Source organism: Maricaulis sp., from assembly GCF_030149425.1.
Lineage (GTDB): Bacteria > Pseudomonadota > Alphaproteobacteria > Caulobacterales > Maricaulaceae > Maricaulis.
The window spans coordinates 51,656-72,903 of record NZ_JASBRQ010000010.1 but is presented as its reverse complement, the minus strand read 5'-3'; the positions used below and the strand labels follow the sequence as shown (position 1 = coordinate 72,903).

At 62.5% G+C, this 21,248-nt stretch carries 15 protein-coding genes; 8 read left to right on the top strand and 7 right to left on the bottom strand.

The features are described from left to right. Positions 1 to 37 precede the first annotated feature (37 nt). Positions 38 to 568: a GcrA family cell cycle regulator gene (locus tag Q1V57_RS02305; protein ID WP_300527300.1), complete on the top strand. Its 531-nt coding sequence runs from the start codon at positions 38 to 40 to the stop codon at positions 566 to 568. A gap of 113 nt (positions 569 to 681) precedes the next feature. Here the strand turns inward: Q1V57_RS02305 and phoB are convergent, their stop codons facing one another. The 6 genes from phoB to Q1V57_RS02275 all read right to left on the bottom strand — a co-directional run bounded on the left by phoB (position 682) and on the right by Q1V57_RS02275 (position 7,887). Further along, positions 682 to 1,374, bottom strand: coding sequence for a phosphate regulon transcriptional regulator PhoB (phoB, locus tag Q1V57_RS02300; protein ID WP_300527299.1), 693 nt, complete (start codon positions 1,372 to 1,374; stop codon positions 682 to 684). Positions 1,375 to 1,384: 10 nt separating this feature from the next. After that, positions 1,385 to 2,086 (bottom strand): phosphate signaling complex protein PhoU, encoded by a 702-nt coding sequence (gene phoU / locus Q1V57_RS02295; protein WP_300527297.1) that lies wholly within the window; start codon positions 2,084 to 2,086, stop codon positions 1,385 to 1,387. A 19-nt stretch (positions 2,087 to 2,105) separates the two neighbouring features. Continuing rightward, positions 2,106 to 2,912 carry a phosphate ABC transporter ATP-binding protein PstB gene (gene pstB, locus Q1V57_RS02290; protein ID WP_300527295.1) on the bottom strand — a complete coding sequence of 269 codons (807 nt, stop codon included), beginning with the start codon at positions 2,910 to 2,912 and terminating at the stop codon, positions 2,106 to 2,108. A 4-nt stretch (positions 2,913 to 2,916) separates the two neighbouring features. Further along, the gene (gene pstA / locus Q1V57_RS02285; RefSeq protein ID WP_300527294.1) at positions 2,917 to 4,659 is read right to left on the bottom strand and encodes a phosphate ABC transporter permease PstA; all 1,743 of its coding nucleotides are present in this window, start codon (positions 4,657 to 4,659) and stop codon (positions 2,917 to 2,919) included. Then, on the bottom strand, positions 4,652 to 6,346 hold the full coding sequence (pstC, locus tag Q1V57_RS02280) for a phosphate ABC transporter permease subunit PstC (RefSeq protein ID WP_300527293.1): 1,695 nt from the start codon (positions 6,344 to 6,346) through the stop codon (positions 4,652 to 4,654). Before pstC ends, pstA begins: the two co-directional genes overlap by 8 nt. Positions 6,347 to 6,477: 131 nt before the next feature. Next, the gene (locus Q1V57_RS02275) at positions 6,478 to 7,887 is read right to left on the bottom strand and encodes an ATP-binding protein (protein ID WP_300527292.1); all 1,410 of its coding nucleotides are present in this window, start codon (positions 7,885 to 7,887) and stop codon (positions 6,478 to 6,480) included. A 280-nt stretch (positions 7,888 to 8,167) separates the two neighbouring features. Between Q1V57_RS02275 and Q1V57_RS02270 the strand changes: the two genes are divergently transcribed. The 6 genes from Q1V57_RS02270 (at position 8,168) to Q1V57_RS02245 (ending at position 19,174) form a co-directional block, all read left to right on the top strand. Then, positions 8,168 to 9,559: an efflux transporter outer membrane subunit gene (locus Q1V57_RS02270; protein ID WP_300527291.1), complete on the top strand. Its 1,392-nt coding sequence runs from the start codon at positions 8,168 to 8,170 to the stop codon at positions 9,557 to 9,559. A 2-nt stretch (positions 9,560 to 9,561) separates the two neighbouring features. Next, positions 9,562 to 10,839, top strand: a complete 1,278-nt coding sequence (locus Q1V57_RS02265) for an efflux RND transporter periplasmic adaptor subunit (protein ID WP_300527290.1) — start codon at positions 9,562 to 9,564, stop codon at positions 10,837 to 10,839. Between the two features lie 29 nt (positions 10,840 to 10,868). After that, a complete protein-coding gene (locus tag Q1V57_RS02260; protein WP_300527288.1) occupies positions 10,869 to 14,081 on the top strand; it encodes an efflux RND transporter permease subunit in 3,213 nt (1,070 codons plus the stop codon). 68 nt (positions 14,082 to 14,149) lie between these two features. Continuing rightward, positions 14,150 to 16,219, top strand: coding sequence for a M13 family metallopeptidase (locus tag Q1V57_RS02255; protein ID WP_300527287.1), 2,070 nt, complete (start codon positions 14,150 to 14,152; stop codon positions 16,217 to 16,219). 175 nt (positions 16,220 to 16,394) lie between these two features. Continuing rightward, complete coding sequence (locus Q1V57_RS02250; RefSeq protein WP_300527286.1) at positions 16,395 to 18,473, top strand: M13 family metallopeptidase; 2,079 nt, start codon at positions 16,395 to 16,397, stop codon at positions 18,471 to 18,473. A gap of 116 nt (positions 18,474 to 18,589) precedes the next feature. Further along, positions 18,590 to 19,174: a hypothetical protein gene (locus tag Q1V57_RS02245; RefSeq protein ID WP_300527285.1), complete on the top strand. Its 585-nt coding sequence runs from the start codon at positions 18,590 to 18,592 to the stop codon at positions 19,172 to 19,174. On the opposite strand, the gene Q1V57_RS02240 is transcribed toward Q1V57_RS02245, so the two are convergent. Beyond that, entirely contained in the window at positions 19,171 to 20,673 is a 1,503-nt protein-coding gene (locus tag Q1V57_RS02240; protein WP_300527284.1) for an aminotransferase class V-fold PLP-dependent enzyme, read from the bottom strand. The two genes, Q1V57_RS02245 and Q1V57_RS02240, sit on opposite strands and share 4 nt — an antisense overlap. A 119-nt stretch (positions 20,674 to 20,792) precedes the next feature. On the opposite strand from Q1V57_RS02240, the gene Q1V57_RS02235 reads away from it, so the two are divergent. Next, entirely contained in the window at positions 20,793 to 21,242 is a 450-nt protein-coding gene (locus tag Q1V57_RS02235) for an Lrp/AsnC family transcriptional regulator (RefSeq protein ID WP_300527282.1), read from the top strand. Positions 21,243 to 21,248: the final 6 nt, after the last annotated feature.

The window sequence follows — 21,248 nt, the reverse complement described above, 5'->3', positions numbered from 1 at the left end:
TCAAAGTTAAGAGCGCACCACCGGGAGATCGAGTGAGATGGCTTGGACGGATGAACGTGTAGAACAACTCAAGAAGCTCTGGTCGGAAGGCCTGAGTGCGAGTCAGATCGCCAAACAGCTTGGCGGTGTTACCCGAAATGCCGTGATTGGCAAGGTGCATCGTCTGGGCCTGTCTGGCCGTGCCACCCCGTCCCGCCCGGCTCGCCGTACGGTCAAGCCAGCCCGGCCGCGCACTACAACGGCTACCACCGCGCCGGCGGCGCGCGCACCGCGCCCCTCCCCCTCAGCGCCCTCCGCACCGACGCCGGCGCCGGTGGAGCCTGCCGTACTGCCTTCTGGCGAGTTTGCCACTGTCCTGACCCTCCGGGACAGCATGTGCAAATGGCCGATCGGCGACCCGGCCTCGTCCAGCTTCCGCTTCTGCGGCCGCAAGACCGGTACCGACGACACCTATTGCGAAGCCCACGCCGACATGGCGTATCAGCCGAGCCAGAAACGTCGTCGCCGCAATTCCGATGCAGCCGCTGCACTCGACGCGATCGCCGCCACGCGGCGCTATAATTTCTAACCGGACATCCCCCCTCTCACCCCCGTCCGGTAGAATAACGGCCGCCTCTCCCCCGAGGCGGCCGTTCTTTATTGCGGGTAGTGAGGGCTTCCCGACGAAGCCGAGCAGCTGCGCTAGCTGGCGCTCACGTCAAAGGAATAACCCGCCGAACGTACAGTGCGGATCGGGTCACGCTCTTCCTTGGTATTGAGGGCCTTGCGTAGCCGGCCGACATGAACGTCGACGGTGCGGGCCTCGACATAGACATCGGAACCCCAGACCGCGTCGAGCAATTGCTCACGCGAGAACACCCGGCCGGGATGCTGCATGAGATAGTCGAGCAGGCGGAATTCGGTCGGCCCGAGATGGATCTCACGGTCAGCGCGTTTCACCCGGTGAGCCACGCGGTCCATGGTGATGTCACCAGCCTTGATCACATCCTCGGCCAGGCCCGGACGGATGCGGCGCAGAACGGCCCGAATGCGGGCGAACAGCTCGGTCATGGAGAAGGGTTTGACGATGTAGTCATCCGCCCCGGTATCGAGCCCGCGCACACGGTCGGTTTCCTCACCGCGCGCGGTCAGCATGATGATCGGCACATTGGCAGTCTCCTGGCGCGAGCGCAGCCGGCGGCAGACCTCAATGCCGGAGACTTTTGGCAGCATCCAGTCGACCAGAACCAGATCCGGCGTTTCTTCCTCGGCCATGATCAGGGCTTCTTCGCCATCAGCCGCGGCGGAGACATTATAGCCCTCCTTCTCCAGATTATACTGCAGCAGGGTCGCCAGGGCGTCTTCATCTTCTACAACGAGGACATGCGGGTTCATCGCCTCACTCCTATTTCCCGGTGGACGTGACGGTGGATTCAATTTGTTCGAGATGCTGGCCGGTGACCATGAAATGCACCGCCTCGGCAATATTGGTGGCATGATCGCCAATGCGTTCGAGGTTCTTGGCCACAAACAGGACGTGGTGGCCCGGACCGACGAAATTGCTGTCGATCTTCATGCCGTTGAGAACGTCGGCGATCAAAGAATTGTAGTGCTCATCGACCTCGTCATCGCTGTGCCAGACGCGCAATGCCGGTTCGACCTGGAAAGAGCCCAGAGCATCGAGCACCTCATGCAGCTGGCCGGTGACAATGGCACCGAGGCGCTCGACCTGGCCCAGGACAGGCGGCGGTGCGAATTCGGCCATATCCTCGCCGCGATAGGCGATATTCTTTGCCAGATCACCAACCCGCTCGAGATCGCTGGCGATCTTCAAGGCGGAGATCGTCATGCGCAGGTCTGTCGCCATGGGCTGACGCAGGGCGAACAGGCGAATGACGCTCTTTTCGATGTCGCCATACATGGCATTGACCTGTTTCTCCCGGGCCCGGACCTCCGCCGTGGTCGCGGCATTGCGGCGGACAAAGGCAGACAGCGCCTCGGTGAGCTGGGTTTCCACCAGACCGCCCATGCGGGCGATATCATCGGCGAGCTGGTCCAGCTCGGCGCCATAGGCGGATACGATATGTGCGCGTTGCGACAGGGTCATAGAACGCTCCTGAGCCGGCCTAGCCGTAGCGGCCGGTTATGTAATCCTGGGTACGCGGATCACGGGGATTGGTAAAAATCTCTTCCGTCGGGCCAACCTCGACCAGCGAGCCAAGGTGGAAGAATGCGGTTTTTTGCGACACGCGAGCGGCCTGCTGCATCGAATGGGTCACGATGATGATGCAGTAGTTCTCGCGCAGCTCGTCGATCAATTCCTCGATACGGGCCGTCGCAATAGGATCGAGCGCGGAACACGGCTCGTCCATCAAGATGACTTCCGGCTGCACCGCAATGGCGCGGGCAATCACCAGACGCTGCTGTTGGCCGCCGGACAGGCTGGTGCCAGGCTCCAGCAACCGGTCCTTGACCTCGCCCCACAGCCCGGCCTTGTTGAGGCTTTCCTCAACCATGGCATCAAGCTCCTCGCGCGTGCGGGCGAGGCCGTGGATACGCGGGCCGTAAGCGACATTGTCGTAGATGCTCTTGGGGAAAGGGTTGGGCTTCTGGAACACCATGCCGACGCGGGCGCGCAAGACGACCGGGTCGACCGATTTGTCATAGACCTCACGCCCATCAATGCACAGCGAACCGGATACGCGTGCCTCCTCGATCGTGTCATTCATTCGATTGAGGCAGCGCAGGAAGGTCGACTTGCCGCAACCGGACGGGCCGATAAAGGCCATCACGCTACGGTCGGGAACATCGATCGATACATTCCTCAGCGCGTGGTTGTCGCCATAGAAGACGTCGATCCCGCGCGCGGCCACCTTGATCGGGCCTTGAGCACCGGGTAGCGGCGCTGCCTGCTGGGGTGAAGCTTCAATCATGGGGTTACCATCTCCGTTCGAAACGGCGGCGCAGATAAATGGCCAGGGCATTAAAGCCGATCATCAGCGCAAGAAGGACGAGAATGGCCGCAGCCGTGCGGGCCTCGAAGGCTCGTTCAGCGGCATCGGACCAGAGAAAAATCTGCACCGGCATGACCGTTGCGGGCTGCGAGAAACCCTCCAGCCCGAGCGAGGGCGCATCGGCGATGAAGGCGACCATGCCGATCATCAGCAGCGGCGCGGTTTCCCCCAGCGCCTGGGCTAGACCGATAATGGAGCCTGTCAGAATACCCGGCGCCGCCAGGGGCAGGACATGGTGGAAAACCGTCTGCGTCTTGGAGGCCCCGACCGCCAGCGCCGCCTGCCGGATCGAGGGCGGCACGGCCTTCAAGGCTGCACGGGTGGAAATAATCACGGTTGGCAGGGTCATCAGCGACAGGACCAGACCGCCGACAATCGGTGTTGATCGCGGCAGGCCGAAAGCATTGATGAATACGGCCAGGCCGAGCAGGCCGAAGACGATGGACGGCACCGCTGCGAGGTTGTTGATATTGACTTCGATCATGTCGGTGAAGCGGTTCTTCGGCGCGTACTCTTCCAGATACAGCGCCGTGAACACACCAATCGGCACCGACAGGAACATGGTGATGATCATGGTCAGGATGGAGCCGAACAAGGCGCCCCTTACCCCGGCCAGTTCCGGTTCACGGCTGTCGGCATTGGCGAAAAGATAGTGGTTGAAACCGCGTTGGATCCGGCCGCGGTCTTCAAGCGCACGGGTCCAGGCGATCACCTGGTCGCTGACACGACGCCGTGTTTCCGGCGTATCCACGACGTAAAGCGACCAGTTCTGAGCGACCTCGACATTGCCGCTTCCGAGCAGATAGGCTCCGCGCACCTGGCGGCCATCTACCGACAGAGCGGACAGCTTCATTGTGTGCCCGTCTGCGTCCACCAGAATGCTGGGCAGCTCACCTTCAAGCTCGATCCAACCGGTTTCAGCCCGGGCCGCATCCAGCAGGGCCTCGGCTTGGCGCTGCGCGCGCGCTGCGTCGGAGGCCAGCCGATCCCGCTCATCCTCGCCGGCGACATCCATGGCGCGGCGCGAGCTCTCCGCCCGAAGCAGAAGACGATCGGCCTCGAGCTCGATGGACCGGCGCATTTCTTCCGCGAGATCGGCGAAGGCATTGGTCGAGCTGGAGGCGAGGACAACCCCGCCCTGCTCGCTCATGCCCAGCGTGCCCGTTGTCGGCAAGATGCGGTCCTGCACCAGGCGCCCTTTGAGATAAAGGTCGAGCTCGTCGGCGATCGGCATGCGGAAGACGTGTGTCGAGCCAACCAGTGCAGGATCGGCCAGCACCTCGTCCATCAGCCGGGTCGAATTGAGCGGCGTATAGAGCCCGAACAGGGCGCGCAGTTCGCGGCGCCCGCTCACCTCCGGGAATTCCTCACGCATGGCATTTTGCAGCACGGCGCTATAGCGGCCCCGGCGCAGCGATGCCTCAGTGCCATCGCCCTCCTGATCAACCAATTCGCGCTCCAGCGACACCGGCAAAACAAGCTGGTGCACGGTAAAAGCCGGCAGGCCTTCGCTGACGATGGACAGGATCAGGACCAACAGGATCGCTACCGCCGAGATCACCGCTCCGAGCCCGGCAGCACGGAAGCGCAACTCGGCCCGGTAGCGCCGCGGCAGGCGTTCGGCGAGCGTCTCGCCAAGGGAAGTTTTCGGAGCCTGATCAGTCATATTTTTCCCGGTAGCGCTGGACCACGCGCAGGGCGATCATGTTCATGATCAGGGTCAGGACAAAGAGCACAAGACCGAGTGCGAAAGCCGACAGGGTCTTGGCACTGTCGAAGTTCTGGTCACCGGTCAGCAAGGTGACGATCTGGACCGTGATGGTGGTCACCGACTCCAGCGGGTTGGCGGTCAGGTTCGCGCCCTGGCCAGCCGCCATGACAACGATCATGGTCTCGCCGATCGCCCGGCTCACGGCCAGCAGCACGGCGCCGATAATACCCGGCAGTGCGGCGGGCATGATCACCTTGGAGATCGTTTCCGACTTGGTGGCCCCCATGGCGTAGGAGCCGTCACGGAGGGATTGCGGCACCGCATTGATCACATCATCGGAGAGCGAGGAAATGAAGGGTATGATCATCACCCCCATGACCAGGCCGGCGGAGAGCGCGCTCTTCAGATCGACATCCTCGATCCCGATGGCACCAAACATGGCGCGCAGGGCCGGCCCTACGGTGAGCAGGGCGAAATAGCCGTAAACGACGGTGGGAATGCCCGCGAGGATTTCCAGGACCGGTTTAGCCGACAGGCGGAAACGCGAACCGGCATATTCCGACAGGTAGATGGCCGAGAACAGTCCGATCGGCACGGCAACCAGCATGGCAATCAGGGTGATCAGTGCGGTTCCGGCAAACAGGGGTACGGCACCAAAGACGCCGGTCTGGCCGATCTGCTCCTCGCGAATGGCGATCTGTGGCGACCATTGCAGCCCGAACAGAAACTCGTGCAGCGGCACCTCGCCGAAAAAGCGCAGGCTCTCAAACAGGAGCGAGGCGACAATGCCAACGGTCGTCAACACGGCGAGACCAGAGGATATGAACAGGACCGTGGTGATCAGCCGCTCGACACTGTTCCGCGCCCGGAATTGCACATTGACCCTCATGTGGGCGCGGGCCAGACCGGCAAAGCCGAGCAACAAGGCCGCCACGGCAACAACATTGCGGAAATTGGCTTGGTAGGCGCTGATTACGGCTCCGGCAGCGCGCAATTCTGGCGTATCGCGGCTGGCCAGCTCGCCTTGGGCCAAGCGGCGCGCATCAGACAGGAAGAGCTGCCGGCGTTCGCGAGGGGTTTGCTCCAGTTCAAAACCGGCCAACGCGACCAGGCCAACACCTTCAGCCCGCCCCGCTTCGCTGACCTGCACGGCCACTTGTTGAGCATACAGGCGCAAATCCTCTTCCGCGCGTGTCGACTGATTGAGTAGCTCCACCGCCCGCTGGCGCAGGACCACGAGCTGCTCAGCATTCTCGCGATCACTCCGGCGGGCGCTGTCCAGTTCCGCATTGATCGTATCGACGCGGCTACGCAGCAGGATCACCGCCTGTTCCAGCTCGCGATAATCGGGATCGCTGGATATCCGTTGTTCGTAGCGCGCATTCAGACCGACAGCCTGGGTATGCAACTCTATCGCGGTCAGCCGGTCTACGATCGGTCCGGAAAACATTGCGAACGCTGCGATCAGCAGGAAGGCGGGCAGCCCTGCCCAGATCCCGGCGTAATATCCGTGATAATTCGGCAATGAGTGGAGCAGCGCGGTATCGCCATCGGCGAGCCGGATCGCGCGGCTACGCCCGTAGTAAAACCCGGCGGCCACCAGCACCAACAGAATAAGGGCAATGAAGGAAATGACCGACATTCGGGCTCGCCTTGCATCACGCCGGACGCCCGGCATGACTGGGATTAATCACCACCCCTAGCGGGTGTGGTCGGCCCCTTTATGACATTTGAGCTACAGTTTTGTGACACTGCCCAGTCCAGGCAGGTCGATCAGCTATCCTGATCCACTGTTTCATCGACCGAATCTGCGGCTTGTTCTCGCGCCATTGGCAGAAAAACCGAGAAGACCGAGCCGTGCCCGGGTGAGCTTTCAACGGTAAAACCGCCCCGGTGCCGGTTGATGATGTGCTTGACGATGGCGAGCCCCAGCCCGGTTCCCTCTTTCGGTCCGCTTTTCTGACCGTCCACCCGGTAAAATCGCTCTGACAGGCGCGGCAGATTGGGGCGCTCAATACCCTTACCCCGATCGCGCACCCGGACGACGACATAACGCTCGCCGGGATCGGAGGGCGGCATCGCCAGGGACAGGCGGCTGCTTTCCCCCTCCAGCGTCAACTCGCGCTTCTCCGCTTCCTCTCGCGGCGCATCGGTAATCAGTTCGAGCGAGATAAGTGTTTCGCGGGGCGAATATTTGATCGCGTTTTCGACTAGGTTGATCATCACCTCGGTCAACTGGTCCCGGTCGCCTGTGGCCACGGCGCCCTTGACGATATCGGTTTCCAGCTCGATCGATTTCGCCGCCAGCTGCGGCCGCAGGAAATCAATCACGTCCTCTGCCACCGCCGAGATATCCGCCTCGCCGCTCGGTTGGACATGTTCGTCCATTTCAATCCGCGACAGCGAAAGCAGGTCATTGATCAGCCGCTGCATGCGTTCGGTCTGATCGAACATGATGCCAAGGAAGCGCTCGCGGGCCTCTTCATCCTCGCGGGCATGACCGCGCAGCGTCTCGATGAAGCCCGCTAGAGAGGCCAGCGGCGTGCGCAATTCATGACTGGCGTTGGCGAGGAAATCCGCGCGCATGCGATCCGCCCGTTTGATCGACGTCTCGTCAGTGAGGACCAGCATGGCGCGCCAGGGCAGGACCGGGTCGCTGTCGATCTTCAACGGCGCCACGAAAGCGCGCACATGGCTTTCGACCGGCGCCATATTGGAATACTCAACCGGTTTGACCGGCGTGCCGCGGAGTGCGGCGCTTACGGCTTCAAGGACTTTGGGCTGCCTGAGCACGGCAGACAGATTGCCACTGGTCGAACCCAGCCCGACAAATTCTCGCGCTGCCGGGTTGGCGCTTTCGATCCGACCGCCGGCGCCAATCATCAAAACCGGAATGGGCAGGCTTTCCAGCATGGCATCGGCGGGCACGCGGTCCGCAGGCCGTTCTTCCGGCTCCGGTTCAACCGGAGCAGCAAGGCGCGGATTCAGCGTGGTTGAAACGGTCAGATAGTAAAACACCGACAGGGCGCCGACCGTCGCGATCGCGACGAACGCCTGCACAAACCCGAGCTCGCCGAAAATCCACAGCAGCAGGAGAACCGTACTTCCAAGTGCTGCAACGGCCGCGGTGTCGCGGCGCCGGATGCGAATGGAGGGCTGTGTTTCGCTTGCGACCTTTCTCAAAGTTCACTCGCCTTGTTAGCGCGAGCAAGGCATAGGGGCCGCTGGCGCGTTGCGGCGGGACTGATCCCGCCAACGGACTGTCGTCTCTATGGCACATACCGGCGATAAGGTGAAACGGCCGCGGGCAGAGCGCTTGCGGGACTGTCGCATCTCGAATTTCGACAACTATTTCATGGAAATCGATAGGCATTTAGTGTTTTTCGATAAATTTATGTTGACTTTCGCTAAGGCGGCCATAGGATGCGCTATCGGTAGAGCTCAAGACGTGCGGGGACAACGCATGCGTAAATCATTGTTAGTACTGGCGACGGCCCTCACCACGGTCTCCTGTGCCAGCACGCCGGCCTTCCAGCCCGAGACGGTCCTGCCGGAAGCGCCCGCGCGCTTCACATCGGAACCGGCCATGCTGGGCCAGACGGCGGCTGAGAACTGGATCACCGCGATGGGCGACCCGGCCCTGACCGGCCTTGTTGAAGAAGCCTTCGGCGCCAATCCCTCCCTTGCCCAATCGCTGGCCCGCTTTGACGCGGCACGCGCATCGGCCCGGGTTGCCGGTTCCGACCGGCTGCCCTCGCTGAGCGGATCGCTCGGCGTGGAACGGACCGAACCCGGGGGCACGGACAGCTATTCCTTCGGCCTCTCCTCCTCCTGGGAGGTCGATCTGTGGGGCCGGGTGCGCAACACCGCCAATGCCGGAACGCTGGACGCCGAAGCCGCCGCGGAAGATCTGCGCGGGGCGCAATTGTCGGTCGCCGGCCAGGTCGCCAAAGCCTGGTACGCGCTGATCGAAGCGCGCCAGCAAACCGAACTCGCAGAACGAGACCTGCAGACCCGCCGCGACACGCTGGCCCTGACCGAACGGCGCTTTGCCCGCGGCCTGGTACGCAGCTCCGACGTCCGGACCGCACGCAGCTCGGTGGCCTCTTCGGAAGCCGCCGTCGCATCGCGCCGCCGCTCCGAAGCCTCTTCGGCGCGGACGCTGGAAACCCTGCTCGGCCGTTATCCGGCGGCGCGCATCGCCCATGATGGCGATTTCCCGGCGCTTGATGCCCCGGGCGGACTGGGTTCGCCGCAAGATCTTCTGACCCGCCGGCCGGATGTGCTGGCGGCGGAACGCCGTCTGCTGTCTGCCGGCCTGCGTGCTGATGCGGCCCGCGCGGCCTTGTTCCCGAGCCTGTCCCTGTCCGGTTCCACCGGCGGTGGCGGCGTTTCGCTGGAAGACGCGCTCGATGTTGATGATTTTATCTCCAACATGGCCGCCTCGCTGACCGCCCCGATCTTCCGCGGCGGGCAGTTGCGGGCCCAGCGCGATCAGGCCCAGGCCAATGCCGAACTGGCGGTCGCCTCTTATGCGCAGACGGTTTTGAGCGCCTGGCAGGAAGCGGAAAACGCGCTTTATGCCGACACCATCCTCACCGAACGTGTGGAAAGCCTGCGTCAGGCCTTTGAAGAAGCGGCGGCTGCGGAAGAACTGGTCATCCGCCAGTACGCTCGCGGCGTATCCACCATATTCGCGCTGCTCGACGCCAATAGCCGTCGCATCAGCGCGGAAAGCCAGTACATCTCGGCGCAGCGCGAGCGCGTCACTAATCGTATCGATCTTTATCTCGCCATTGCTGGCGATTTTGCAGTCGCCGGTTCGTCTGAGCCGGCCATGCGGGCAGGAGAATAGTCATGGGACCCCTCGTCGCACGAATTGTTGTCATCGCTATCGTTATCGTGCTGTTCGGCCTGGTCGTTTCAGCCATTATGAGCACGGGGCCACAGCCTGAGCGCGCCAATCCGACACCGCGGCCGATCGCGGTCTTCGTTGAAGAAGCCCAACGCGAAACCATTGCCCTGACGGTGAATTCGCAGGGCCAGGCCCGCCCACGCACCCAGATCAACCTGGTCCCCCAGGTCTCCGGCCGCATCACCTTTGTGAACCCGGATTTCATCGAAGGCGGTTTCTTCGAGGCCGGTGAGACGCTGGTCCGCATCGAAGACGCGGATTATCGCCTCGCCGTGACCCGCGCCGAAGCCCAGGTGGCCCAGGCCACTCAGGCTCTGGCCCGCGAGCAGGCGGAAAGCGACCTGGCCCGTTCGGAATGGGAAGAGCTTGGCGAAGGTGAAGCCTCGGCCCTGACCCTGCGTGAACCGCAGCTGGCTGAAGCCCGCGCTCAACTGGCCGCCGCCCGCGCTACCCTGCAGGACGCCCGTCTGGACCTGCAGCGCACCCGGGTTTCCGCACCGTTCACCGGTCGCGTCCGCTCCAAGGCCGCTGACCTCGGTCAGTTCGTCAATGCCGGCACGCCGCTGGGTGAGGTCTTCTCCACCGACACCGTTCTGGTCCGCCTGCCGCTGACCGATTTCGAACTTGGCATTCTGGGCATCCCGGTCGCTTACAGCGCGGGTGACGAGGCCGGCATCCCGGTGACGCTCACCGCCACCCTGGCCGGTGCCGAGCAGACCTGGCAGGGTCGTATTACCCGCACGGACAGCGCCATCGACCCGCAGACGCGCGTTCTCTACGCCATCGCTGAAGTCGATGACCCTTATGGCGCAGCTGCTGAAGGCGGTGCTCCGCTGGCTGTTGGCCTGTTCGTCAATGCCGAGATCGTCGGCCGTGAAGTCGAGAATGCCTACATCCTGCCGCGCGCAGCGCTGCGCGGCGAGAATAGCGTCTATGTCGCAGAGCCCGGTGGGCGCATGTCCATCCGTACTGTCGACGTGGTGACGTCTTCGACCGAGCGCCTGGTCGTGTCCTCCGGCGTCTCTGCCGGCGACATGGTGGTGGTCTCGCCGGTTCGCGGCGCCTCTGACGGCATGCGTATCCAGTCGCTGGATGAAGCGGGTGAAGTCCTCTCCGCCTATTCCGCGACCATTGAAGCTCCGGAAGACGCCGAAGAAGGCATGGCCGAAACTGAAACCGGTGACGCCGATGGCGAAACCACTGCCGCCAATGCCGGCTAATCAGATCTACCGCTAACGAGGAGGCGGTTATGACCGATCCGAACGAAACGCACCAAGAAGCGCCCAAAGGCATCATCGGCTGGTGGGCCCGCAATTCGGTCGCAGCCAATCTGCTCATGCTTGTCGCCGTCATCGGCGGTCTGGTGGGCTATGGCCAGCTGAACCGTGAGGTCTTCCCGACCATCGCCGTCAACGGCGCCACCGTTTCGGTGGCTTGGCCGGGAGCCTCACCGCAAGAGGTCGAGGAACAGATCATCGTCCGTATCGAGGAAGCGCTCTCGGATATGGACGGCATCGAGACCATCACCTCGACCGCACGCGAAGGCTCCGGTTTCGTGAATATCGAAGGTCAGCGCAATGTCGATATCGGCGAGTTCATCGACCAGATCAAACTCGAGGTCGACTCGGTCAACAATCTGCCCCCCTCGGCCTTCCGCCCGGTCGTCAGCCAGTGGCGCTCACAGGACCAGGTGATCGGTTTTGCCGTGCACGGCAATGTCGACCGCCGGGGCCTGCAGCAAATTGCCCGCGAGATCCGTGACGAAGTCGCCCAGCTTCCCGGTGCGTCGGTCGTCGATCTGTGGGCGACGCTGAATGAGGAAGTTTCCATCGAACTCTCCGAGGAAAACCTCCAGCGTTACAACATGACGTTCGACGAGATCGCCCGTGCGGTCCGCGCCAGCTCGCTCAACGCTTCTGCCGGCAGCGCTCGCACCGCGCTCGGCGATATCAATTTCACTGCGCGCCAGCTTGCCGACACCCAGGCCGAGTTCGAGGAAATCATCGTCCGCCAGACCGCTGATGGCGGTACGCTGCGGCTGCGTGACATCGCCCGCGTCAATGATGGTTTCGTCGACGCCAACCTGGCCGCGACCTTCAACGGCGAGCCGATGGCGCTGGTCGTCGTCCTGACGACACCGAATATCGACGTCGTCGAGGTTTCGGCCGTCGTCCGTGAGTATATTGACCAGAAACAGCTGGAACTGCCCGATGCAGTCAGCCTGTCGCTGTGGTGGGACAACTCCGAGCTCTATGAGGGCCGGATGAACACCATCCTGAACTCCGCCCTGATTGGTGGCGGTCTGGTTCTGATCGTCCTGTTCCTGTTCCTGCGCCCGGCCGTGGCCTTCTGGGTCACCATCGGCATCTTCATCGCCTTTGGCGGCGCCTTCCTGCTGCTGCCGATGATGGGCGTGACGCTGAACATGCTGTCGCTGTTTGCCTTCCTCTTGGTGATCGGGATCGTCGTCGACGATGCCATTGTCGTCGGGGAGAATATTCACGACAGGGTGGAACGCGGCGAACGCGGGCTGACGGCGGCTGTCGTCGGTACGCAGATGGTCGCCAAGCCGGTGATCTTCGCCGTCATCACCACCATCATGATGTTCTCGCCCTGGATGCTCCTGACCGGCCCTGAGGTTCAGTTCACCAAGCAGATCTCTCTGGTCGTGATCGCGACGCTGACCTTCTCCCTGATCGAGTCCCTGCTCATCCTGCCGGCGCACCTGTCGCACCTGAAACCGCAGTCGAACAAGGGCTTGTTCGGGCCGCTGATCGCTATCCAGCGCGGCATTGCCTTCACCCTGGTCGCCGTCGCGCGTTACGTTTACCGCCCGTTCGTGAAAACGGCGATCCGCAACCGCTATGCGACCCTGTTCGCCTTCCTCGGTATCTTCGCGATCGCGATCTCGCTGCAGGCCTCCAACCGCGTCGGCAATGTCTTCATGCCGAACATCGAGAATGAGACGGTTCAGGTCAGCATCACCCTGGCCCAGGGCACGCCCTGGAGCCGGACCGAGCAGGTCCGCATGCAGCTGGAAACCGCTCAGGATGAAGCGCTGCAGTACTACCGCAATGAATATCCGGGCCAGGTGGATATGATCGAGAGCCGCTCTACGCTGGCGACCGATGGCCGTATCCGCGCCTGGATCACGATTGCCGATCCGGAAGAGCGGCCGGGCAACCTGCCGACGGCGGACGTCGCCCAGACCATTCGTGAGTTCATGGGACCGGTGCCCGATGCAGAAGAAGTCCGCTTCGACTCCACCATCAATAATGGCGGTAGCGGCATCAGCTTTGCCATCAGCCACCCGGACCTCTACGTGCTACGTGAAGCCGCTGACGCTCTGAAGGACCAGCTGCGCAGCTATGACACCTATGATGTGGTCGACAGTCTGCAGACCTCGACGGAAGAACTGCGCTTCACCCTGCGCCCGGATGCCCAGGCCCTTGGCCTGACGCTGCAGGACGTCACCCGTCAGGTTCGCCAGGCTTTCTATGGCGAGGAAATCCAGCGCCTGCCGCGTGACGGCCAGGATGTCCGCGTCATGCTGCGTCTGCCGGAAGACAGCCGCCGCTCGCTCGACACGCTGCGCGATGTGCGCATCCGTACGGCGGACGGCCGCGAGGTTCCGCTTTCCGCTGTCGCGGAAGTCGAGTTCGCTCCAGGCCTCAACCAGATCCGTCGCCGCAACGGCATGCGGACCACCACCGTCAGTGCCGAACTGTCTGATCCGGCAGCGCGCGCCGAGATCAATTCCAGCCTCAATGAGGAGTTCTGGGAGAGCTGGGAAGACCGTTTCCCGGGTATCAGCCGCGATGAAGTTGGCCAGGCTGAGGGCGAGCAGGAATTCATGCAGGAAGTCCTGATCCTGACCCTGATCGCCCTGGGCGCCATGTATATCCTGCTGGCAGTGGCCTTCGGCTCATACTTCCAGCCGCTCTTGATCATGGTGGCGATCCCGTTCGCCTTCGCCGGGGCCGTCTTCGGTCACGCCTTGTTCGGCATGCCGATCGCGCTTTTCTCCTACTTCGGTGTGGGTGCGGCCGCGGGGGTTGTGATCAACGACAACCTGGTCCTGATCGACTTCGTGAACCGCCTGCGGGCCAATGGCGTCGGGGCTTTCCAGGCCCTGGTTGATGCCGGTGTGCAGCGTTTCCGCCCGATCCTGCTGACCTCGGTCACCACCTTCCTCGGCATCTTCCCGATGATGGCGGAGCAGTCGACCCAGGCACAATTCCTCAAGCCCATGGTCGTCGCCCTCGGCTTCGCCGTGATCTTCGCCCTGTTCCTGACGCTGATCCTGGTTCCGGCCATGTACGGCATCGGGGTCGACATCGCCCGCTTCGCGCGGACGGTGGTGTCGGGCAAGAAACAGCCGTCGCTGGGCCATGATTACTCCGACACGGACTTCGCCCATGGCGAATTGCCGGGTCACCTCGACAAGGCTCCGGCCGAGTAAAACTGGTACACCACCAAGCCCCCGCGCTGTCACCGGCGCGGGGGCAAGCATTTGAGAAGGGGACAATTATGAGAAAACTTCTGATGAGTTCGGCAGCCCTGCTGCTGCTGGCCGCCTGCGACCAGGTCCAACTGCCCTCAAACGGCAGCGACACCGTCGTCGAGCAGATCGCCGCCGATATCGGCACCTGGGGTTTCGATACCGAGGGGATGGACCTCAACTATCACCCCGGCGACGACTTCTTCCGTTATGCCAACGGCATCTGGCTGGATACCACTGAGATCCCGTCCGATCGCTCCAATTACGGTATGTTCACCGAGCTTTCGATCGAAGCAGAAGAACAGGTCCAGGACATCATCCTTGATCTCGCAGGCCGCAGCAGCGACGCCGGCTCGGTCGAGCAGCAGGTCGGCGATCTCTATGCCAGCTGGATGGACACCGAGACCGTCAACAGCCTCGGCATAACTCCGGCCCAGCCCTATCTCGACGAGATCGCGGCCGCTGAGACCCATAGCGACATCACGGCCTTGTTCGCGACGATTCATCACCAGTCGCCCTTCGGCGTCGGCATTATCCCCGACCCTGCCGATACGACCCGCTACACCGTCTTTGTCGGCCAGGGCGGCCTCGGACTGCCGGATCGCGAATACTATCTCGATGAAGAGAACGAAGCCTATGGCCGCTATCGCGAAGCCTATGTCGCCTTCATTGCCGAGATTCTGACCCTGGCCGGTGCAGCAGATGCCACCAGCAGTGCCCAGGCCATCATGGACCTGGAAACGCGCCTGGCCGAGGTTCACTGGACTCAGGCGCGCTCGCGCAACATCCAGGAAATCTACAATCCGATGCCGCTGGATCAGCTCAATGAGCTGGCTCCGCAGATCGACTTCCCGGCCGGCATGGCACAGCTCTCGCTCGATAGCGTGGCCACCTATCTCGTGGCCCAGCCCAGTGCCATTGAGGGCACGGGTGCGATTTTCGCCGAAACTGCCGTCGACACCTGGAAGGACTACATGACCTTCCACTTCCTGCGCAGTAATTCCGGCGCCCTTTCAGCGGAGTTCGACGAGGCCAATTTCCGTTTCTACAGCCAGACGCTGAATGGGATTGACGAGCAGCGTCCGCGTGACCGCCGCGGCGTCAACCTGGTTGGCGGCCAGCTCGGCGAAGCGGTGGGGCAGGTTTATGTCCAGCGCCATTTCCCGGCCGCCTCAAAGACCGCAATGGAAGGTCTGGTCGCCAATCTGACCACGGCGTTCGAAGGCCGGCTGCAGAATCTGGAATGGATGGATGAAGAGACGCGGGTCAATGCGCTGCGCAAACTCTCCACCTTCGAACCCCGCATCGGCTACCCGGACGAGTGGCGCGACTATTCGGCCCTGGAAGTCCGCGGCGATGATCTGTTCGGCAATATGATGCGTATTGTCGAGTTCCAGTGGGCTGAACAAGTGGCCGACCTGGACGGCCCGGTTGATCGTAATCAGTGGCCCTATCCGCCGCAGACGGTTAACGCGTCCTATAACCCGCTGATGAACCAGATCACCTTCCCGGCCGGCATCCTGCAGGCGCCTTTCTTTGACCCGGCTGCCGATGCGGCGATCAATTACGGTGCGATCGGCGCTGTGATCGGGCATGAGATCGGGCACGGTTTCGATGATCAGGGTCGCCGTTTCGACTTTGACGGGTCGATCCGCGACTGGTGGACGGAAGAGACCAATGCGCGCTTCCTCGAGCGGGCCGACCGTCTGGGCGCCCAGTACAGCTCCTATTCGCCGGTCGAGGGCATGTATGTGAATGGTGAGTTCACCATGGGTGAGAACATCGGTGATCTCGGTGGCGTGCAGATGGCCTACACCGCCTATCGCAATTATGTCGCCGAGACCTATGAAGGCGGCGAAGCGCCCGTGATTGACGGGTTTACCGGCGATCAGCGTTTCTTCCTCGCCTGGGCCCAGGTCTGGCGCCGCCTCTACACCGAGGACAATCTGATCTCACGCCTATCGACGGATCCGCACAGCCCGTCACAATACCGCACCAATGGTGTCGTCCGGAATCTGGATGAGTGGTATGAGGCCTTCGGCATTACCGAAGACCACGCCCTCTACCTGCCGCCGGAAGAGCGCGTGAAAATCTGGTAGTTGGGACACAGACACCCGATACGACGGCCCGGCGCGCAAACGCCGGGCCGTTTTGTTTGTACATATACTGCAACGAGTCCCTATTCTAACTGAGGCTTAAGTTGCCAAGGCGTCTGTTCCCACTAGTGTCTAGCGCCAAGCTGTCTGGGCTTTCGTATTTTTTGGGGAGAGATCCATGCGTAAATTCCTATTGGCCGGCGCGAGCCTGGCCCTTCTTGCGGCCTGTACCCCGGCGACCGAAGCGCCGGGCGTCGAGGAAACCGCACAAGTCAGTGTCGGCGATCCGTCCGCCGGTCAGCCGCGTCTCGGCAGCTGGGGTATCGAAACCCAGCACATCGATGACAGCGTCCATCCGGGCGATGACTTCAATCGTTATGTCAATGCCGGCTGGCTTGACGGCTCCGAGCTGCCGCAGGGCTTCTCCCGTTTCGGTGCCTTCACCGAACTGTTCCTGCTGTCGGAAGAGCGTATCGATGCGATCATCGCGGAAGCGTCTTCGGCCAATGCCGAAGCGGGCACGCCGCTGCAGCAGATCGGCGACCTGCACGCCTCCTTCCTGGACCAGGATACGCGGACCGAGCGCGGCTTTGACCCGGTTCGCCCGATGCTCGACACCATTGCCGGCGCGTCCAGCCATGACGATATCGCCGACCTGATGGGCCGTCCGGGCACCTCGTCCATCTTCGGCGCCGGCGTCACCCGTGACCAGGGTGATCCGAGCCGTTACATCGTCGGCGTCAGCCAGAGCGGTCTCGGCCTGCCGACGCGCGACTACTATCTGGAAGATACCGAGCGCTATCAGGGCTATCGTGACGCCTATGTCGAGTATATCGGCGATGTGTTCGGCCTGATCGGCATGGATGGCGGTGCCGAGCGTGCTCAGCGCATCCTCGATCTGGAAACCATGATCGCCCAGGTCCACTGGACCCGCCAGGACAGCCGCGACCGTACGCGCACCTATAATCTGATGAGCACGGAAGAACTGGCCGAATACGCGCCGGGCTTCAACTGGACCGCCTTCATGGAGGCGCTGGACTTTGCAGATCAGACTGAAGTCGTGATCCGCCAGAACACGGCGATCCAGTCGCTGGCCACCATGTTCACCGAAGTACCGGTGGAAACCTGGCAGGACTGGCTGACCTTCCGCTTCGTCTCCAGCAACCGCAATGTGCTGACGCCGGAATTCTACGATCGTTCCTTCGCCTTCTACTCGACGACCCTGTCCGGTGTCGCCGAGCCGCGTCCGCTGGACGCGCGCGCGATCCAGTTCGTCAACGGCAATGCCGGTATGGCCCTGGGCCAGATCTATGTCGAGCGTCACTTCCCGCCGGAATACAAGGAGCAGATGGAAGTCCTCGTTGACTATCTCGGCCGCGCCCTGCGCGAGCGCCTGGAAACGCTCGACTGGATGGATGAAGAGACCCGTGAAGGCGCGCTCTACAAGTTCGAGAATTTCACGCCGAAGATCGGTTATCCGGACCAGTGGCCGGATTACTCCTCGGTCGAGATCCGCGCTGACGACCTGTTCGGCAATGCCGAGCGTATGGCAGCCTGGTTCCGTGCCGACAGCCGTGCACGTCTGCGCGGTCCGATCCGCGAGTGGGAATGGGGTATGACGCCGCAAACCGTCAATGCCTATTACTCCCCGACCGCCAATGAGATCGTCTTCCCGGCCGCCATCCTGCAGGGGCCGTTCTTCGACCCGCATGCGGACCCGGCTGTGAACTTCGGTGGTATCGGCTCGGTGATCGGCCACGAAATGGGCCACGGTTTTGACGACCAGGGCTCGCGCTCTGATGGCGACGGTGTGCTGCGTGACTGGTGGACTGAAGACAGCCGCGCCAATTTCGACGCGCTGACGGATCGTCTGGCAGCCCAGTACAGCGAATTCTCCCCGATCGAGGGCGAGTTTGTGAACGGCCGCCTCTCCCTGGGTGAGAATATCGGTGATGTCGGCGGCCTCTCCATGGCCTACCGCGCTTACCAGCTCTACCTGGAAGACCATGGCGGTGAAGCCCCGGTTCTCGACGGTTTCTCCGGCAATCAGCGTTTCTACATGGCCTGGGCCCAGGTCTGGCGGAACCTCTACACCGAGGAAGCCATGGTGCAGCAGCTGCGCCGCGGCCCGCACTCCCCGCCGCAATACCGCATCAACGGTGCGCTGCGGAACCAGGATGGCTGGTATGAAGCCTTCGGCATCACCGAAGAGCACGACCTCTACCTGCCGCCGGAAGAGCGCGTCTCGATCTGGTAAGACGCCAGAACCGACAGCCTAAAAAGCGGCCCGGTGCAGTCTTGCGCCGGGCCGTTTTCTTTGTCCGCGTATCAACGGCTCTGGACGGCTGACGTTACAAGCCCCACCTTGGACCCATGACCCAGCGCGACTTCATGATCGGATACGGCTCCATTCTCAGCCGCGAGAGCCGCCAGCGCTCCGGTCTGACCGGCGTGGCCCACAAGGTCGACCTCCTGGGCTGGCGTCGGGCCTGGTCGGTGCGCTATCGCGACGAGGCGGCGACCTATCTCGGCCTGGTGGCCGATGAGACGGCGCGTCTGCATGCCGTCCTGGTCCCGGTCGAAATCAACCCGCATATGCGCCATCGCGAGCGCGGCTATTCCTGGACCGAAGTGGATGGATCAAGGCTGCATGTCGAGGGCGATCTGCCGGAAGGGCGGTTCTGGATCGTGGTCAACCATGCGCACGAACCTGCCGATGCAGATCACCCGATCCCGCAAACCTATGTCGACACCTGTCTGATCGGCGCGCTTGAAACCGGCGGTGAGGCCATGTTGCGCGACTTCATCGCCATGACCGATCATTGGGATACGCACTGGGTCGATGACCGGTTCGAACCGGTCTATCCGCGCCGCGCGCCACTGGACAAGGCAAGCCACACCCTGATCGATGACCACCTCAACGATGCCGGCGTTCTCCGGCACCGCAAGACCCGCTAGAGCAAGCGGTCCGGCATGACGGCACCGTCACTGCGCTGGCGACGGTGCGTCCAGCTGCCTTCCACCGCATCGCAGCGATAATCCTCGGCCATGGTTTCAGCTTCGCAGGCGATGTGCTCGACGGCGGAAATGATGCGGGAGACCTCCTCGTCATCCATCAACCAGTGCAGCGAGAGCCGGCACCAGCCGGGCCGGGCGCCGGTTTCCCCGGCCAGCACGCGCTTGCGGATAGCAGCGGTTTCCTCGGCACTGATCTGCAGCAGATCATGCCCGTAAGGACCGGCACAGGAGCATCCGGCACGGGTCTGGATGCCATAGAAATCATTCAACAATGCCGTCACCAGACGCGGAGACAGGCGCTGCCCCGCGCTGTCGAGAATGTTGAATGCAACGATCCCCAGCCGCCGTTCCGGGGCGGCCGGACCGAGGATTTCGATGTTCGGATTGTCCTGCCAGGCAGAGAATGCCCGGCGCAGATAGCTGCGCTCACGCGTCTCGATCGCGGCAAAACCGATCTCGGCCTGTAACTGCAGCGCCAGGGCGGCCCGGACGATCTGGGGCAGGCCGGGCGTACCGGCCTGTTCGCGCGCATCGATATCTTCAATGAAATCATGCCCGTCTTTCCAGACATAGCGCACCGTGCCGCCGGCGCTCTGGGTCGGTGGCAGGTCCTGACGGTAAAGCGCCTTGTTCAGAGCCAGCACGCCGCACGCCCCGGGGCCGCCGATGAATTTGTGCGGCGAGAAATAGACCGCGTCGATCGCCGCCATCGGATCTTGAGCAGGATGCATATCGATCTGGCGATACGGGGCGCTGGCGGCGCAATCGAGGCAGAGAATGGCATCGTGGCGGTGCAGCAGGCGCGCCAGAGCCGGCACATCTGTCTCAACGCCGGTTACGTTGGAGGCGGCAGAAAAGGCACCGATCTTCTGCCGGGTACGGTAGGCCTTGTCGCTCAGCGCACGTTCCAGTGCCGCCATGTCAATCCCGCCACTCTTATCGAGCGGGATGGAGACCACTTCGGCCAGGCTTTCGCGCCAGCTCAACTCATTGGAATGATGTTCGTACGGACCGACAAACACGACCGGCCGGTCTGCCGGCGCCAGCGACACCCGCTGGGCCGTGGCCGGAGGCAGGGTCAGACCGAGGATTTCCTGCAGTTTATGGATCCCCGCCGTTGCCCCGGCACCGTACAGGATCAGCGCGTCATCCTCAGAGGCGTTGATGGCGGATTTGATGCGCGCCCGGGCCTCGTGCAACCACTGCCCCGCGCGGCGGCCGGTGAGGCTGTCGATCGAATGCGGGTTGGCATAATCAGCCATCAGGCGGTCAATCTGACGCTCGACCGTCGCCAGCCCCCGCCCCGAAGCGGTGTAATCTGCGTAGAGCAGGCTTTGCTCGCCCACCGGGGTTGGGATCATCCGGCCATGACCGATCAGTGCGCTACGCAAGCGGTCGATCGGATCTGTCGTGGCATCTGTGAGAATATTGCGGTCCATGTTCACTCCCGGGGCAGTGGGAGTATTGGAACAGATTTCCACGAGCGCTTTTCACCCTTTTCCGCTATAACTGGACCCTATTCTGGTGATTTTCGCTACTAGACGGGGTCTTCGTGCAGATGGACGTGACTGATCAGCGCATTTTGCGCCATATTCAAACCAATTCGGACATGTCGATCCAGGCTCTGGCCGATGCCATCGGGCTCAGCGCCACCCCGACGGCCCGGCGGCTCAAACGGCTGGAAGAGGCCGGCTATATCCGCAAACGCGTGGCCCTGCTCGATCCGGAAAAACTGGGGTTGAACGCCACCCTCTTCGTCTCGATCCGCACCAGCCGGCATGACGCGGAATGGCTGCAGCGCTTTTCCAGCGGGGTGGAGCGCATGCCGGAGGTCGTCGAATTCTACCGTATGGGCGGAGATATCGATTATCTGCTGAAGATCTGCGTCCCCGACGTGAAGGATTATGACGAGGTCTACAAAAAGCTGATTGCCATCGCACCGCTCTCCGATGTCAGCGCCAGCTTCGCCATGGAGGCCATCAAGAATACGACCGAATTGCCGCTATGACCGCGT